A 15,071-nucleotide genomic window follows, 5' to 3' on the forward strand; every position below is an offset into this window, starting at 1 on the left:
CACCGTCCGTTGCGTTTTCCGGGAGCGGTTTCGCTTATGCTGCAGGCGGACGCGGTGCAGCAATTAGCCGGAACGGTTCGCCTTGATGTGGGCTCGGTTCATGGAATTTGCCAACCAGCGCCGAATATGCCGGCGGCCCTCTGCGTAACGATGGCACCGCGGCCGAGATGCCGAAGAGGCGCGAAGGCGCTCCGCATCTCCTAGCAGGCCCCGCTTTTGGTCATGCCGTCTTGCGCGGCGGGTTGTACAAAGGAAGCCAAGCCAATGGAACCGATTACCAAGTTCGCCATCGCCGCCGATGGCGAGGTGACCATGTATGTGAACCATGAAGGCACGTACGAGCATGAGGATTTGGCGCTCAACCAGCGCCTGTCCTTCGATGCATCGACCAATCAGATCGTGTTGACGACGACGCATGAGGACTACGTGCAGCTTGTCGCCTACGCGCAGACTCCCGATCCTGCCGATGATGTTGCCAACTTCGTAGTGACCAGCACGACCTATGCCGACCTTGCGGGGACGGTGATCACGAAGCCGACCGACCATCTTGCTGACGACGGCATCGCCGAGGATCAGGATCACGACGGATCGTGGGATGACAGCGTAAGCGGCACGGCCGGAAACGATGTCCGTCACGGCGGCGCCGGCGGTGATCATATCCGGGGGAATGACGGCGATGACCGGCTGTTCGGTGAGGAAGGCAACGATCACATCACCGGCGATGCCGGCAATGACACGATCAGTGGCGGCGCCCGTGCGGACGTGATTTCCGGGGGGCTGGGCAATGACCGCGTTTCCGCCATCGATGCGATCCCTTCGACCGTTGGCGACAATGCCTTCGCCTTCGTCGGCACGGCGGCGTTCACGGCAGCCGGGCAGATCCGCGTCGAGCAGGTTGGTGCCGACACGCTGGTCAGCTTGAACCTCGATACCAACCTGGCCACGGCGGAGATGTCGTTCATCCTCCAGGCGGTGGCATCGTCCACCGTGTCTGCGGTAGACTTCGTCCTGTAAGCACGGCTTCGGTCTTTTTCCGAGAAAGATGTAGCGGATCGGCCTCCCGGCCGGTCCGCGATTTCATCGCAGGGGTCGCTTTTCCAGCTTCCGCGCCAGCGTTCGGCGGTGCATTCCCAGCCGCCGCGCGGCTTCCGATATGTTGAAGTCGCACGCGACCAGCATGGAATGGATATGCTCCCATTCCACGGTCTTGATCGACGTCTTTCGGCTGTCGAGCGGGACGGTCGGATCGCCGGTGGTCCGGCCGAAGCCCGCCTCGATATCATCCGTGTTGGACGGCTTGACCAGATAGTGCGCCGCGCCCAGCTTGATCGCCTCTACCGCCGTGGCGATGCTGGCGAAGCCGGTCAGGACGACGATCCGGATCTCCGGGTCGCGCGTATGCAGCATCTGCACGCACGTGAGGCCCGAAGCGGTGCCCAGCTTCATGTCGACCACGGCATAGTCGAAGCCGGCCTCTGGCGGCAGCGCAGCGACACCATCGGGCGAGGCGGTGTGGGTGACGACATAGCCCCGCCGCTCGAACGAGCGGCGCAGCGTCCGCGCGAAGACCTCGTCGTCTTCCACGATCAGCAGGCGCGGAGCCACGGTCTCACTCATCCCCGCGCGCCCTTATCGTAGGCGAGCGAGGCCAGCGGAATGGCCAGCCGCACGCGCGCGCCGCCATCGGGCAGGTTGGCCACGTCAACCGTGCCGCCCAGCTTGCGCACCACGTTGACCACCAGGAACAGGCCCAGCCCGCCGCCGGCGCGCCCCTTGGTCGAAGAATAGGGCTTGCCGAACGATTCCAGCATTTCCGGGGCAAAGCCGGGGCCATGGTCGCGCACGTCGAGGAACAGCCGCCGCCGGGTGCGCCGCGCCTCGAAATCGACGGGGCCGGGCGAGACTTCCAGTGCATTGTCGATCACGTTGCCGATCACCTGGCGCAATGCGGGATCGGCGACGATCGAGACGTCCTCGCCCAGTTCGTCGGTCAGCCGGATTTCCCCGCCCGAGCGTTCGCGCCAGTCGGCTGCGATGTCCTGCACGAAGCCGCGCAAGGTCGTGATCGAGGGGTTTTCGCCGCGCACTTCACCGGCGGACATCAGGATGCCGGAGACGATCGATTTGCAGCGGCGAAGCTCCGTTTCCATTTCCACGACATCGGCGCGCAGGTCCGGGTCGGCGGCGATCGCTGGATGATGCGCCCAGTCGCCCAGGATCACCGACATCGAGGACATCGGCGTCCCCAGTTCGTGCGCGGCCCCTGACGCCAGCAGGCCCATCCGTACGATATGGCGTTCTTCCGCCGCCTGCTGGCTCAGCGCGGCAACGGCGGCTTCGGCCTGTCGCCGGTTGTGCCCCATGCGGATCACGAAATGGACCAGCAGCCACGCGTTGAGCGCGAAGCACACCAGGCTGCCCAGCAGGTAGAGCCGGAACGGATCGGGAGCATAGGCGGGCGGCAGGTCCAGCGGCTTGTAGAGGAAGGTCAGCACCGTCACCGCCACGACCGCGGCCAGCGCCACGATCCAGCTGCGGCTCGTCGGCAGCAGGATCACGCCGATGGCGATCTGGAGCAGGAACAGGAAGGTGAACGGGTTGGTCGATCCGCCGCTGAAATAGAGCTGCCAGCCGAGCGCTGCGACATCGAGCAGCACGGCGCCCAGCATCTCGCGGTCGGCGAAGCCTTCGCGGCTGCGGATGAGGCCGATGGTGGCGAAGTTCACCAGGACCAGCAGCACCGGCACTGCGATCAGCGGCACCAGCGGCAGGCGCACGTCGAGAACCGCGTCCGCGAAAACGATGGTGATGAGCTGCCCGAATACCGCCAGCCAGCGTAGTTGCACCAGCAGCACCATGTTGCGGGCGCTGGCCGGAACATAGCCTGGCGGCAGGCTGGCAGCCACGGGAAGGGCGGGCAGGGAAGGGCGCTTTCTGGTCATCCGGCCTTGCGCCATACCACGATCGCGCCGCCCACGCACATGACAGCAAGGGCAAACCAGGTCAGGGCATAGGCAAGGTGGCTGTTGGGGAACTGCACGACCGTGAGCCCCGCTACGGGCGAGGCACCGGCCGGAGACGGTGTTTCCACCTGGGCGTCCACGAACAGGCGCGGATCGGCGAGGATCAGCCGCCGCGCGGCGATGGCCGCCACGTCGCGCGAATACCATCGGTCCTGTGTGGGCACGTTGTCCCGCAGCCAGGTGCCCGCAGGCTCGCTGACCCGCAGCAGTCCGACGACCGTCACCGGCCCCGCGGGAACTGCCTTGCGCTGACCCGCCAGCCGGGTGCCGGCGGGTACGAAGCCCCGGTTGACATAGACGATCCGCCCACCGTTTTCACGCAGCGGCACCAGCACCCAGTATCCGCTGCCAAGTGTCGAGGTTCCGGTGACGAGCGCGGTGCCTTCGGGAAGGTAAGTGCCGGACACGCGCAGCCGGCGATAGGCGATGCCGTCGAGCGGGCCGTCGGGCAGCGTCTCCAGTCCGGTTGGCGCGGCGGCGATCATCCGCTCGACGCGCGCGATCAGCGCTTCCTTCCACGCGAGACGATGCACCTGCCATACGCCCAGCGCGCCGAACAGCAGCGTCAGCAGGATAAGAAGCGACACCAGCCGGAACGGGGCCGGCCGCGCCATCCCCGTCCCGGCAGCGCCTGTCATTGCATGTCGCCCATCGCTTGGGTCATCGGCATCATGTTGTGGTTGAGGTGATACATGACCCACAGCGTCCCGGCGAGGACGATCACCACCAGCACCAGCGTGAACAGCAGAGCCATCAGGTTCCAGCCGCCTTCCGCCTTGCCGTTCATGTGCAGGAAGAAGATCATGTGGACCACGATCTGCACGGCCGCGAACCCGGTGATGACCAGCGCGGTCAGGCTGCGATCCGCCAGCGCACCGCTCATCACCAGCCAGAACGGGATCGCGGTGAGGATCACCGAGAGGATGAATCCCATGGCATAATCGCGCATGGTGCCGTGGCCGGCGTCATGGCCGTGTGCATGTTCGGCATGATGTTCGTGCGAACCGCTCATCGCAGCATTCCCATCAGGTAGACGAAAGTGAAGACGCCGATCCAGACGACGTCGAGGAAGTGCCAGAACAGGCTGAGGCACATCAGGCGGCGCTGGTTGGCGGCGATCAGGCCATGCCGGCCCACCTGCACCAGCAGCACAGTCAGCCAGACGAGGCCGAACGTCACGTGCAGCCCGTGCGTGCCCACCAGCGTGAAGAACGCGGAAAGGAACGCGCTGCGCTGCGGCGTGGCGCCTTCGTGGATCAGGTGGCCGAACTCGTAAAGCTCGATGCCCAGGAAGGCTGCGCCGAACAGCGCCGTCACCACCAGCCAGGCCTGCGTCTGCCGCACCTGGCCGCGCTGCATCGCCAGCATGGCGAAGCCATAGGTGATCGACGAGAACAGCAGCATCGAGGTGTTCACCGCCACCAGCGGCAGGTCGAACAGGTCCTTCGGCCCCGGCCCCGCCGCATAGTTGCCGCCCAGCACGCCAAAGGCGGCGAACAGCATGGCGAAGATGAGGCAGTCGCTCATCAGGTAGATCCAGAAGCCCAGCATCGTGCTGCCGCCTTCGGGATGATCGTGCTCGTGCAGGTCGTAGTAGCGGGTGGTGAGCGCAGCGCTTCCGCCTGCGTTCGCCACCGGTTCGTGCTGTGCCGTCATGCTGCGGCTCCCTGCGCCAGCTGGCGCGTGCGGGCGTCTTCACACGCGGCCACGGTTTCGGCCGGGATGTGGAAGTCACGCCGGTAGTTGAAGGTATGGGCGATGGCGACCACCACGATGGCGGCGAAGCTGGCGGCGGCAAGCCACCAGATATGCCAGATCAGGGCGAAGCCGCAGACGGCGCTGATCGCCGAGAGGATCACGCCCGTGCCGGTGTTCTTCGGCATGTGGATCGGGCGGAATCCTTCGGTCGGCCGGGGCGCGCCCGCCGCCTTCATGTCGGCCCATGCGTCAAGGTCATGGACGATCGGCGTGAAGGCGAAGTTGTAGTCCGGCGGGGGCGAACTGGTCGACCATTCGAGCGTGCGCCCGCCCCAGGGATCGTCCGCGTTCACGCGCAGCTGGTCGCGGCGCAGGATGCTGACGGTGTACTGGATCAGCATGGCGGCGATGCCCATGGCGATCAGGAACGCGCCGAAGGCCGCGACCTGGAACCAGATCTGGATCGAGGGATCGTCGAACACCCGCATCCGGCGCGTCACGCCCATCAGGCCAAGGATGTAGAGCGGGGTGAACGCGACCCAGAAGCCCACGACCCACAGCCAGAAGCTGACCTTGCCCCAGAACGGTTCGAGCCGGAACCCGAAGGCCTTGGGCCACCAGTAGTTGATCGCCGCGAACACGCCGAACACCACGCCGCCGATGATCACGTTATGGAAGTGCGCGATCAGGAACAGCGAGTTGTGCAGCACGAAGTCGGCCGGGGGCACTGCCAGCAGCACGCCGGTCATGCCGCCGATCACGAAGGTCAGCATGAAGGCGACCGTCCACATCATCGGCAGGTCGAAGCGGATGCGACCGCGGTACATCGTGAACAGCCAGTTGAACAGCTTGGCGCCCGTGGGGATGGAAATGACCATCGTGGTGATGCCGAAGAAGCTGTTGACGCTGGCGCCCGATCCCATCGTGAAGAAGTGGTGCAGCCACACGATGTAGGACAGGATGGTGATGACCGCCGTGGCATAGACCATTGACGAATAACCAAAGAGCTTCTTGCCCGAGAACGTGGCAGTGATTTCGGAGAAGACACCGAACAGCGGCAGGATGAGGATGTAGACTTCCGGGTGGCCCCAGATCCAGATCAGGTTGATGTACAACATCGGGCTGCCGCCGAAGTCGTTGGTGAAGAAATTGGTGCCGATGGTGCGGTCCAGCCCCAGCATCGCCAGCACCGCGGTCAGCACCGGGAACGAGGCGACGATCAGGATGTTGGCGCACAGCGCGGTCCAGGTGAACACCGGCATCCGCATCATGGTCATGCCCGGCGCGCGCATCTTCACGATCGTGGCGATCAGGTTGATGCCGGACAAAGTCGTGCCCACGCCCGCGATCTGGAGCGACCAGATGTAGTAGTCCACGCCGACGCCGGGACTGTAGCCGAGGCCGGACAGCGGCGGGAAGGCGAGCCAGCCGGTCTGCGCGAACTCACCCACGAACAGCGATGCCATGACCAGCGCCGCGCCGGACGCCGTCATCCAGAAGCTGAAGTTGTTGAGGAACGGGAACGATACGTCGCGCGCGCCGATCTGCAGCGGGACGACATAGTTCATCAGCCCTGTCACGAACGGCATCGCCACGAAGAAGATCATGATCACGCCGTGCGCGGTGAAGATCTGATCGTAGTGGTGCGCGTTCAGGTAACCTTCCGATCCGTGGAAGGCCATCGCCTGTTGCAGGCGCATCATCACCGCGTCGGCAAAGCCGCGCAGGAACATGACCAGCCCCAGGATCATGTACATGATCCCGATCTTCTTGTGATCGACGCTGGTGAACCACTCCTTCCAGAGATAGCCCCACAGCTTGAACCAGGTGATGGCGGCGAGCAGCGCCACGCCGCCTAGGACGACGGCACCAAATGTGGCGAGCACGATCGGCTCGGTCGGGATGGCTGCAAGGCTCAGGCGGCCGAGCAGGGGAGACCAGATCTGTTCATGGACGGGCATGATGGGCACCGTGTTCAGGAATGAGGATGCGGGGCGGGGGTGGCGTCAGCGGCCGGGGGCGCCGCCGCCGGTGCGGGTGCCGGCCACAACGAAGGCCGGTAACGGTCGCGGGCAAGGTTCGCGCCGCGGAGCGGGGCCAGGCTGGCCGGCGCGCTGACGTGCGTGTCGGGCGCGGCGGTTGCGGTGTTGTCGGCGCAGGCGGCCTGCACCCACAGCTTGCCCTGCGCGGGGCTGGTGCCGGGCAGGGCGATGCCCACGTTCTCGCGGCCGAACTTGTCGTAGGTCAGCGCAGCCACGTTCCACGCGCCGGCCTTGCCGGTACCGCCGCGCGAGTCGAGCGCCATCATCTGGCCCATGCACATCTTGCCGGGTTCGACGCAGAGGTTGACCACCGCATCGAACAGGTCGGGCGCGATAGCGGCATAGCGGCGCACCGGCTCGCGTTCGCTCGGCTTTTCGAGCGTCAGGTAAGCGGCGCGGTCCAGCGTGCCGCCGCCCTTGGCGACAGACGAGGCCCAGGTTGCGAATTCATCGGGCGAAACGCCGCGCATCCGGAAGCGCATGTTGGAGAAGCCGGCGCCGCTGTAGTTCGCGGAAAAGCCCATGGACTCGCCCGGCCGGTTCAGCACGGCGTGAAGTTTGGTCTCCATCCCCGGCATCGCATAGATCTGCCCTGCCAGCGACGGCGCGTAGAACGAGTTCATCACCGTGGCTGACGTGATGCGGAAGCGCAGCGGTCGGTCGGTGGGCAGCACCAGCTCGTTGACCGTGGCGATCTTCTGTTCGGGATAGATGAACAGCCACTTCCAGTTGAGCGCGACCACGTCGACCTCGAGCGGCTTGGCCTGCGCCGGAACCGGCTGGTTCTGGTTGATCCGCCCGATCGTACGGTAGGGGTCGAGCAGGTGGGTGGACACCCAGGTCAGCGCGCCCAGCGCGATGATGATCAGCAGCGGCGCGGCCCAGATCAGCAGTTCCAGCTGAGTCGAATGATGCCAGTCCGGCTCGTAGCGCGCGTCGGTGTTGGTCGAGCGGTAGCGCCACGCGAACAGCACCGTCAGCGCCATCACTGGCACGATGATGAGCAGCATCAGCACGGTCGAGATGACCACGAGGTCTGCCTGCTGGCGCGCGACGTCGCCGGCTGGGTTCAGCACGACCCAGTCGCAGGCCGAGAGCGGGAGGAGGAGCGCAGGCGCGGCCACCGCACGCCAGCGACGGGCGGAAAGGAAGGAGGGCGTTTCCATGAGGCGCGGCCTAGGAGCGGCAGGACGTTCAGGCGATAGGACATTTTGTCCAATCCCATTGACCGGGATCAATGACGATAGGGGCGCATTCGCCACGCACCCCATGCGTGTGCGCCAGGGAACTTGCCGGGAAGATGACCGCCGCGATGCTTGAGCAACCCTCCGACCAACCGCCCGCCAGCGGGCATGGCCATATCTCGCCCGGCGAGATCGCGATCGGCGTCATCATCGGCCGCACGTCGGAGTTCTTCGACTTCTTCGTCTACGCCATCGCTTCGGTGCTGGTGTTCCCGCACTTCTTCTTTCCCTTTGCCGATCCGCTCAACGGCACGCTCTATTCGTTCATGGTGTTCGCGCTGGCGTTTGTGGCGCGGCCGTTCGGGACGGTGGCGTTCATGGCCGTCGACCGGGCGCTGGGGCGCGGCGCCAAGCTGACCATCGCCCTGTTCCTGCTGGGCGGATCGACCGCGGCCATCGCCTTCCTGCCGGGATACGAGGACATCGGCGCGGGTGCGATCTGGCTGCTGATGCTGTTCCGGCTCGGCCAGGGTTTTGCGCTGGGCGGCACGTGGGACGGCCTCGCCTCGCTGCTCGCGCTCAACGCGCCCAAGGCGCGGCGCGGCTGGTACGCCATGATCCCGCAGCTTGGCGCGCCGCTGGGCCTGATCGTGGCGAGCCTGCTGTTCGCGTTCTTCACCGCCTCTCTGCCCGCGGCCGACTTCCTCGAATGGGGCTGGCGCTTCCCGTTCTTCGTGGCCTTCGCGATCAACGTCGTGGCGCTGTTCGCACGGCTCCGCATCGTCGAGACGCCAGAGTTCCTGCGGCTTTACGAAACCCGCGACCTTCAGCCCGAGTCGCCGCTCGCCACGGTGCGCAGCGAATGGCGCACGATCGTGGTCGGCGCGCTGGCCCCGCTGGCGAGCTTCGCCATGTTCCACATGGTCACCGTGTTCCCGCTCTCGTGGGTGTTCCTTTACACCGATGGCGAGCCGACCCGCTTCCTGATCATCGAGGCGCTCGCCGCTGCCGCCGGCGTGATGGCGATCGTCTCGTCCGGTGCGCTGGCCGATGACCTCGGTCGCCGCCCTCTGCTGGGCTATTCCGCCGCCGCCATCGCCGCGTTCAGCATGGTCGCGCCCTATCTGCTGGGGCTGGGCGAGCTGGGCGAGATCGCGTTCATGTTCGTGGGCTTCGTGCTGCTGGGCCTGTCTTTCGGCCAATCCTCGGGCACGGTTGCGGACAATTTCAGCACGCGCCACCGCTACACCGGTTCGGCGCTGACCAGCGACCTTGCCTGGCTGCTGGGCGCAGGCTTCGCGCCGCTGGTGGCGCTGTGGCTTTCCGCCAGCTTCGGTCTCGTGGCCTCGGGCGCGTATCTGCTGTCGGGTGCCCTGGCGACGTTGGTGGCACTGCGCCTGAACGTGCAACTGGGCGGGCTTTCCGCCTCGGAGGACTGAGCCGTCTTATTCGAGATCGCGGCGCAGGGCGCTGAGCCGCGAAGTGCCGGAACCGCGCTCCAGTTCGTCCAGCGTGGCGAGCGCCATCGCCCGGTAGGCTGGCAGGATGTCCGGGCACTCCCCCTCCAGCGCGGCGAGATGATTGCCGATCGTCTCGCGGTCGCCGCGCAGCAGCGGACCCGAAAGCGCCGAAAACCCGTGTGCGAGGCTATTCTCCAACGCGGCCCGGACCAGCGGTGCCAGCAGGCCGGCGGGATCCTCGACCCCGGCCGTGCCCAGGGCGCGGAACGATCCCGCCAGCAGAGTGACGAGGTGGTTCGCCGCATGGCACAGCGCGGCGTGATAAAGCGGGCGATGCGCCTCCGCGATCTCGACCGCGATGCCGCCGAGCAGCCCTACCAGCGCTCCTGCCGCGATCGTCGCCGCCTCGCTCGATCCGGTCACGGCGAAGCGGGCGCCCACCATGCGGCCGACTTCAAGCTGCGGCTCGCCGGTAAAGGTCATGACCGGATGGATCGCCGCCGTGAGCGCGCCCCTGGCCCGTAGCGGCTGCAGCACCGCTGCTCCGCTGCGGCCGCTGACGTGGGCGACAAGAATGGGCCGCCCGGCGGGGAGCGACCGTGCCACTTCGGCTGCGACCGGGGCAATGGCGTCGTCCGACACCGCGATCACGATCACGTCGCAAGCGTTGGCCAGCGCCGCGCAGTTTTCGGCCGGGGCCGCGCGTCCGATCTGCGCAATCGCGGCGTCGCGCTTTTCAGCAGATCGACCCCACACGAGCGGAGGGGGCGAGGCGTGGGGGCCGAGCGCAAGCGCGAGTGCACGGGCAACCCGGCCGGTGCCCGCGATGCCGATCTGGCGATAGGGCGGGCCAGCCGTCACCGCACGTCTCCGAGTGGCCTGCTGACCTTGGTAAGTTGAGGCGCCTGAGACTGTCCTGGGGAATAATTCGGATCGTTCAGTGATGCGATATTGATCGATGGGGCCGATGGCGGGCGGCAAGTGTGCGAAGCGAGCAGCATGGGCGGTGTTCTGCAGCAGGACCGGGGGGACAGGACAGGGAAATCAGTGGACGCCGCTCAATTCCGCCGCGGTGGGCATGGGGCGGGCACGTTACAGACGCGTTCGTCATCCCCGCTTGTGTGCAGGGATGACGAGACGGTAGGCGGATATTGCCCCCGTCAGCGGTTGCCGTCGATGAAATCGCCCAGCGAGCCGAGCACGGAGCCTTCGCCGCGGTTCTGGCCACCGCCGGGGGCCGCCGCTGCGAGCATCCGCCCTGCGAGGCGGGCGAACGGCAGCGACTGGATCCAGACTTTGCCGGGACCGCGCAGGCGCGCGAAGAACAGGCCTTCGCCGCCGAACAGTACGCTTTTCACGCCGCCCGCGCCGATCAGGTCGAAATCGACCGAGGGAGTGAGCGCGGCGAGGCAGCCAGTGTCGATGTGCAGTTCCTCGCCGGGGGCGAGTTCGCGTTCGATCACCGTGCCGCCCATCTGCACGAAGACCCAGCCATCGCCTTCGAGCCGCTGCATGATGAAGCCTTCGCCGCCGAACAGGCCGGTCATGATCCGGCGCTGGAAGGCGATGCCGATGGAAACGCCCTTGGCCGCGGCGAGGAACGAATCCTTCTGGCAGATCAGCGTGCCGCCCAGATCGGACAGCTTGATCGGCAGGATCGCGCCGGGCGTGGGCGAGGCGAAGGCGACGCGCGCCTTGCCGGTGCCGTTGTGCGTGAACACGGTGGTGAACAGGCTTTCGCCGGTCAGCAGGCGCTTGCCCGCGCCCAGCAGCTTGCCCATGAAGCCATCATTGGCGCCGCCCGAGCCATCGCCGAACACGGTGGACATGCCCACGCTGGCATCTTTCCAAACGAAGGCGCCCGCTTCGGCGACGGCGCTCTCGCCGGGATCAAGCTCGATTTCGACGAACTGAAGCTCCTGCCCCTTGATCTCGAAGTCGATATCGTCGGCCACGCCGCCGCTGCGATGATGAGACCACGGACTTTGCGCCATTCTGCCTGCTCCTCGTGCAATGGATCGGCAGGCAGCATAGCCGCGCGATTGCGAAGTTGCAGTGACGATCTGCTCAGGCGGCGCGGCGCCCGTCGATCAGTGCGAAGGCGGACGTTTCATCGAGCGGCAGGCCAAGGTGGAACCCCTGCCCGAACTGGCACCCCATTTCGACCAGCGCGGCGCCCTGTTCATGCGATTCGATCCCCTCGGCCACGACCGAGAGGTTCAGGTTGCCAGCCAGATCCAGGATTGCGCGGATGATGTTGCGGCTCTTCGGCTCGTCCATCGAGGCGATGAACGAGCGGTCGATCTTGAGCGTGTCGAACGGCAGGTTCTGGAGATAGCTGAGCGAGGAATAGCCCGTTCCGAAATCGTCGAGGCTGGTGAGCACGCCCCATTCGCGGATTTCTTCCAGCACCTGCCGCGTGCGTTCCGAATCGATGATCGCCACGCCTTCGGTCACTTCGAGCCGCAGGCATTCGGGCGGCACGCCGGTTTCGATCAGCACGCGCTGCACCTGCTGCGCGAAATTGGGCTGAAGGAACTGCTGCGGCGCGATGTTGATGCTGATGAACGGTGGATCGTGGCGGGGCAGGCGGGCGTGCAGCCGGGCCAGGGCGGAACAGGCCTGGCGCAGCACCCAGTCGCCGATGAACACGATCAGCCCGCTCTGTTCTGCCGCCTCGATGAAGGCGCCAGGATCGAGCAGGCCGCGGGTGGGGTGGTTCCAGCGGATCAGCGCTTCGTAACCGCGCAGCACCCGTTCCCCGCCCAGCGAGAAGATCGGTTGGTAGAACAGCACAAACTGCCGGTCGCGGATCGCCTCGCGCATTTCGCGTTCCAGTGCCATGCGGTTGCGCGCCTCGCTGCCCAGCGCATCGGTGAACGTGACGGTGCGTCCCGATCCTTCGGCCTTGGCCTCGTACATCGCGAGATCGGCGTCGCGGCGGATCTGCTCGACATCGGTATAGACCAGCCCCGAATGGGCGATGCCGATCGAGGCGCCCGCGCTGAACTGGTCCTTGTCGACCACGGTCGGCGCGCGCAGGGCTTCGTGGAGCATCGCGGCCAGGAGGGCCGGGGCCTCCGCATCGAGCAGGCTGTCGAGCAGGACGACGAACTCGTCGCCGCCAACGCGCGCGAGCGTAGCGTGGCCGCAGCCGGGGTTGGCCGCGAGGAATGCGCCGATCGCGGTTTCGAAACGGCCGGTCACGTCGATCAGCAACGCGTCGCCGGCATGGTGGCCGTACTTGTCGTTGATCGCCTTGAAGCCATCGAGATCGATGACCATGATCGCCAGGCCCTGACGGCCGGCGGGCAGACGCTCGAACGCGATCCGGCAACGCTCGTCGAGCAGGACACGGTTGGGCAGACCGGTCATCGCATCGTGCAGGGCATCGTGCAGCAGCGCGTCGCGGGCGCGCTCGCGTTCGATCACGCGGGCGACCTGGGTGCCTGCCTGGGCTACAGTCAGCAGGATATTGTCCTTGTCCACCATGGACTTGCTGGAGAAGAATTCGATCACGGCGACGATTTCGTCGCCCAGCATGATGGGAAAGGCACAGGCCGAAACCAGCTTGGCGCCGACAGCTTCCTCGCGGCGGCAGAACCAGCTTTCGTTCGCGATGTCGTCGATCCAGTGCGGATGCAGGTCGCGCAGGACACGGCCGGACAGCCCTTCGCCGAGCGCCAGGGTCAGGCTGCGCGAGGCTTCAATGAAGGTGAACAGGCGCTGCGGATCGGAGGCGTACCAGGTGTCGCACGCATTGGCGAAGCGACCGCGCTCGTCGATGCGGATCGCGTTGCCGAAGTCCCAGCCCATGTGCGTGCAGATTTCTTCCAGCGCTGTGTGAAGGACGGCGCTGAAATCATCGGAATGGTTGGCATAATCGGTAATGCGCTGAAGCAAGGCCAGGCGAACCTGGCTTTCGTAGAGTTCGCGCAGGCCGCGTTCGGCGATGGCTTCCGCGTCGCGCCGGGCGCGGCGTTCCTGTTCCAGCAGGCGGCGCAGGCGCGCCACCAATTGCCTGTCATCCGTCTCGGCGGGAACGGGAATGGGCGTATGCTTCATGCCGCCCAGTCCAGCGCGAGCCGGCAGACCGGCTCGCCATGGTGGACGCACGAGATGTGCTCGACTGCCACGGTTTCCGCAAAATGGTCGCCGCTGCCTTCCACGAAACCCTGCGCCAGATGGCAGAGCTGCCGCTGCGATCGGTAGGCCATCGCCAGCCGGCCGTCGTCCAGTTCGTGGAAATGGAAGTGCGGGCACGCTGCGCCGGCGTAGAGCTTGCGGACTTCGGGGTGGATGATGTCGTTGACGCTGGTGACGAAGGAGCGGGCCGACCGATGCTGTTCGAACAGTCGCGGGTAGCGTTCGGCCAGCAGCGGGATCGCCTTGCGGCCGAACCAGCGCAGCACTTGCGGCACGGGCTGGTCGAGCGTTGCCGCGGCCCTGTCCACGATCGCAAGCAGTTCGGCGTCGGGATACGATCCGAGCGAGGAGTAGATGCCGTCAAGGCCGGCCGCATCGAGAAGATCGGCCCACGAATCAGGGCCATGTTCTGCGACGACAGCATCCTCGAGCACGTTGAAGATGACGCCTTTCATGGGATCCTTCGCGCCGAAATCGTTTGCGACGGTATCTCATGCAAAGCTGCCGAAGGCGTGAAGCCGGCCCCACGAACAAGCCCCTACCGGGGCGCTAACCATGTTTTCGGCCCAAGGACCGGAATCCGCAGGCTCAGGAGGCCGCTGGGCCTGCGCCGTCGAGCAGGCCGCGGAAGAAGAAGCGGACATAGCGCCGCGCCCAGGCTTCGTTGTCCGCGGTAGCGGAATTGCCCTGCGAGGCGGCGAGGCGCGCGTGGCCGAGCAGGCCTTCAAGCCAGAACCGCGCGGCAAGCTCGACGTCGGCGATGGCCGTCTGGCCGCTGGCATTGGAAGCGCGAAACTCGTCGGCGATGGAGTGCAGCGCGTTGTCGTAAACCGCGCCGCGGCCGCAGCCCTGTCGACCGGCTTCCTGGTCGACCCAGTCGATCAGCCGTTCCATCAGCATCCCATCGGGCGAGAACAGCATGTCGAGCACGCGCGTGGCGCGGGCGGTGAACGCTTCGACGGGGGGCTGGTCGATGCCGTGAGCGAGGATGGAGGCGCGCTGCCGGCCGATCCGCCAGTCCAGCAACGCCTGCATGAGTTCGGCCTTGCCGGCGAAGCGTGAATAGATCGTGGCCTTGCCGATGTGGGCATGGCGGGCAACGCGGTCGAAGGTGAAGTGCTCGAAGCCGAAGCTCAGGAGAACCTGCCAGCTGGCTTCGAGGATCTTTTCGGAGAGGCGGCCCGCATCGGCCACCGACGGGCGGCCGCGCCGCGGGATGGCGTGACCCGAGTCGGCGCTTTCCGGTTCGCAGGCGAGGCTGCTGTCAGTGGCGGACGGTGGTGCTTTGCTGGAGGGCGACATGGACGTCATACTGCCGCATATCGATGTGGCAGGGCGAGTCCTTCGCCGCCGGGTCGTTGTCGCAAACGATCCTGTAAACCGGGCAAGTCATCACCAGCCCTTCCGTGTAGGCCAGCCAAAAGCGGCGGCCGACTGCCGAAATCCAATCCATCCGTCCCAATCCTTCGCCTTCGTGGCGTTGTTATTGGAAACGAAGTTGCCTTAGATTTTATCCCC

At 66.1% G+C, this 15,071-nt stretch carries 15 protein-coding genes; 2 read left to right on the top strand and 13 right to left on the bottom strand.

Going from position 1 to position 15,071, the window contains the following annotated elements; translation table 11 throughout:
* Positions 1 to 264 precede the first annotated feature (264 nt).
* Complete coding sequence (locus tag OLX02_RS14975) at positions 265 to 1,014, top strand: calcium-binding protein (RefSeq protein ID WP_264424142.1); 750 nt, start codon at positions 265 to 267, stop codon at positions 1,012 to 1,014.
* Positions 1,015 to 1,077: 63 nt separating this feature from the next.
* Here OLX02_RS14975 and OLX02_RS14980 read toward each other — a convergent pair whose 3' ends face one another.
* The 7 genes from OLX02_RS14980 to cyoA are packed head-to-tail and all read right to left on the bottom strand — an operon-like array spanning position 1,078 to position 7,929.
* Positions 1,078 to 1,617 carry a response regulator transcription factor gene (locus tag OLX02_RS14980; protein WP_264424143.1) on the bottom strand — a complete coding sequence of 180 codons (540 nt, stop codon included), beginning with the start codon at positions 1,615 to 1,617 and terminating at the stop codon, positions 1,078 to 1,080.
* The gene (locus tag OLX02_RS14985; RefSeq protein WP_264424145.1) at positions 1,614 to 2,942 is read right to left on the bottom strand and encodes an ATP-binding protein; all 1,329 of its coding nucleotides are present in this window, start codon (positions 2,940 to 2,942) and stop codon (positions 1,614 to 1,616) included. Before OLX02_RS14985 ends, OLX02_RS14980 begins: the two co-directional genes overlap by 4 nt.
* A complete protein-coding gene (locus OLX02_RS14990; protein ID WP_264424147.1) occupies positions 2,939 to 3,661 on the bottom strand; it encodes an SURF1 family protein in 723 nt (240 codons plus the stop codon). Before OLX02_RS14990 ends, OLX02_RS14985 begins: the two co-directional genes overlap by 4 nt.
* On the bottom strand, positions 3,658 to 4,035 hold the full coding sequence (cyoD, locus tag OLX02_RS14995) for a cytochrome o ubiquinol oxidase subunit IV (protein ID WP_264424149.1): 378 nt from the start codon (positions 4,033 to 4,035) through the stop codon (positions 3,658 to 3,660). The genes OLX02_RS14990 and cyoD overlap by 4 nt, the downstream gene beginning before the upstream one ends.
* A complete protein-coding gene (gene cyoC, locus OLX02_RS15000) occupies positions 4,032 to 4,679 on the bottom strand; it encodes a cytochrome o ubiquinol oxidase subunit III (RefSeq protein WP_264424150.1) in 648 nt (215 codons plus the stop codon). The genes cyoD and cyoC overlap by 4 nt, the downstream gene beginning before the upstream one ends.
* Positions 4,676 to 6,682: a cytochrome o ubiquinol oxidase subunit I gene (gene cyoB / locus OLX02_RS15005; protein WP_264424151.1), complete on the bottom strand. Its 2,007-nt coding sequence runs from the start codon at positions 6,680 to 6,682 to the stop codon at positions 4,676 to 4,678. Before cyoB ends, cyoC begins: the two co-directional genes overlap by 4 nt.
* Before the next feature lie 14 nt (positions 6,683 to 6,696).
* A complete protein-coding gene (gene cyoA, locus OLX02_RS15010) occupies positions 6,697 to 7,929 on the bottom strand; it encodes a ubiquinol oxidase subunit II (RefSeq protein ID WP_264424152.1) in 1,233 nt (410 codons plus the stop codon).
* Positions 7,930 to 8,063: 134 nt separating this feature from the next.
* On the opposite strand from cyoA, the gene OLX02_RS15015 reads away from it, so the two are divergent.
* The gene (locus tag OLX02_RS15015) at positions 8,064 to 9,386 is read left to right on the top strand and encodes an MFS transporter (RefSeq protein WP_264424154.1); all 1,323 of its coding nucleotides are present in this window, start codon (positions 8,064 to 8,066) and stop codon (positions 9,384 to 9,386) included.
* Between the two features lie 6 nt (positions 9,387 to 9,392).
* On the opposite strand, the gene OLX02_RS15020 is transcribed toward OLX02_RS15015, so the two are convergent.
* The 6 genes from OLX02_RS15020 to OLX02_RS15045 form a co-directional block, all read right to left on the bottom strand.
* Positions 9,393 to 10,268 carry a Rossmann-like and DUF2520 domain-containing protein gene (locus tag OLX02_RS15020; RefSeq protein WP_264424157.1) on the bottom strand — a complete coding sequence of 292 codons (876 nt, stop codon included), beginning with the start codon at positions 10,266 to 10,268 and terminating at the stop codon, positions 9,393 to 9,395.
* Between the two features lie 299 nt (positions 10,269 to 10,567).
* A complete protein-coding gene (locus tag OLX02_RS15025) occupies positions 10,568 to 11,401 on the bottom strand; it encodes an AIM24 family protein (RefSeq protein ID WP_264424159.1) in 834 nt (277 codons plus the stop codon).
* Positions 11,402 to 11,474: 73 nt separating this feature from the next.
* Complete coding sequence (locus tag OLX02_RS15030; protein WP_264424161.1) at positions 11,475 to 13,472, bottom strand: putative bifunctional diguanylate cyclase/phosphodiesterase; 1,998 nt, start codon at positions 13,470 to 13,472, stop codon at positions 11,475 to 11,477.
* Positions 13,469 to 14,008, bottom strand: coding sequence for a heme NO-binding domain-containing protein (locus OLX02_RS15035; RefSeq protein WP_264424163.1), 540 nt, complete (start codon positions 14,006 to 14,008; stop codon positions 13,469 to 13,471). The genes OLX02_RS15030 and OLX02_RS15035 overlap by 4 nt, the downstream gene beginning before the upstream one ends.
* Positions 14,009 to 14,141: 133 nt before the next feature.
* Positions 14,142 to 14,855 carry a TetR/AcrR family transcriptional regulator gene (locus tag OLX02_RS15040; protein ID WP_264424164.1) on the bottom strand — a complete coding sequence of 238 codons (714 nt, stop codon included), beginning with the start codon at positions 14,853 to 14,855 and terminating at the stop codon, positions 14,142 to 14,144.
* Positions 14,818 to 15,006, bottom strand: coding sequence for a hypothetical protein (locus OLX02_RS15045; protein ID WP_264424165.1), 189 nt, complete (start codon positions 15,004 to 15,006; stop codon positions 14,818 to 14,820). The genes OLX02_RS15040 and OLX02_RS15045 overlap by 38 nt, the downstream gene beginning before the upstream one ends.
* Positions 15,007 to 15,071 lie beyond the last annotated feature (65 nt).

This window comes from Novosphingobium sp. KCTC 2891 (assembly GCF_025938155.1).
Lineage (GTDB): Bacteria > Pseudomonadota > Alphaproteobacteria > Sphingomonadales > Sphingomonadaceae > Novosphingobium.

Excerpts from the sequence above, each read along its gene's own strand:
- OLX02_RS14980 (WP_264424143.1), bottom strand. The coding sequence starts at position 1,617 with ATGAGTGAGACCGTGGCTCCGCGCCTGCTGATCGTGGAAGACGACGAG.
- cyoD (WP_264424149.1), bottom strand. The coding sequence starts at position 4,035 with ATGAGCGGTTCGCACGAACATCATGCCGAACATGCACACGGCCATGAC.
- OLX02_RS15045 (WP_264424165.1), bottom strand. The coding sequence starts at position 15,006 with ATGGATTGGATTTCGGCAGTCGGCCGCCGCTTTTGGCTGGCCTACACG.
- OLX02_RS15040 (WP_264424164.1), bottom strand. The coding sequence starts at position 14,855 with ATGTCGCCCTCCAGCAAAGCACCACCGTCCGCCACTGACAGCAGCCTC.
- OLX02_RS14990 (WP_264424147.1), bottom strand. The coding sequence starts at position 3,661 with ATGACAGGCGCTGCCGGGACGGGGATGGCGCGGCCGGCCCCGTTCCGG.
- OLX02_RS14985 (WP_264424145.1), bottom strand. The coding sequence starts at position 2,942 with ATGACCAGAAAGCGCCCTTCCCTGCCCGCCCTTCCCGTGGCTGCCAGC.
- OLX02_RS15035 (WP_264424163.1), bottom strand. The coding sequence starts at position 14,008 with ATGAAAGGCGTCATCTTCAACGTGCTCGAGGATGCTGTCGTCGCAGAA.
- OLX02_RS15015 (WP_264424154.1), top strand. The coding sequence starts at position 8,064 with ATGACCGCCGCGATGCTTGAGCAACCCTCCGACCAACCGCCCGCCAGC.
- cyoB (WP_264424151.1), bottom strand. The coding sequence starts at position 6,682 with ATGCCCGTCCATGAACAGATCTGGTCTCCCCTGCTCGGCCGCCTGAGC.
- OLX02_RS15025 (WP_264424159.1), bottom strand. The coding sequence starts at position 11,401 with ATGGCGCAAAGTCCGTGGTCTCATCATCGCAGCGGCGGCGTGGCCGAC.
- OLX02_RS15030 (WP_264424161.1), bottom strand. The coding sequence starts at position 13,472 with ATGAAGCATACGCCCATTCCCGTTCCCGCCGAGACGGATGACAGGCAA.
- cyoC (WP_264424150.1), bottom strand. The coding sequence starts at position 4,679 with ATGACGGCACAGCACGAACCGGTGGCGAACGCAGGCGGAAGCGCTGCG.
- OLX02_RS14975 (WP_264424142.1), top strand. The coding sequence starts at position 265 with ATGGAACCGATTACCAAGTTCGCCATCGCCGCCGATGGCGAGGTGACC.
- cyoA (WP_264424152.1), bottom strand. The coding sequence starts at position 7,929 with ATGGAAACGCCCTCCTTCCTTTCCGCCCGTCGCTGGCGTGCGGTGGCC.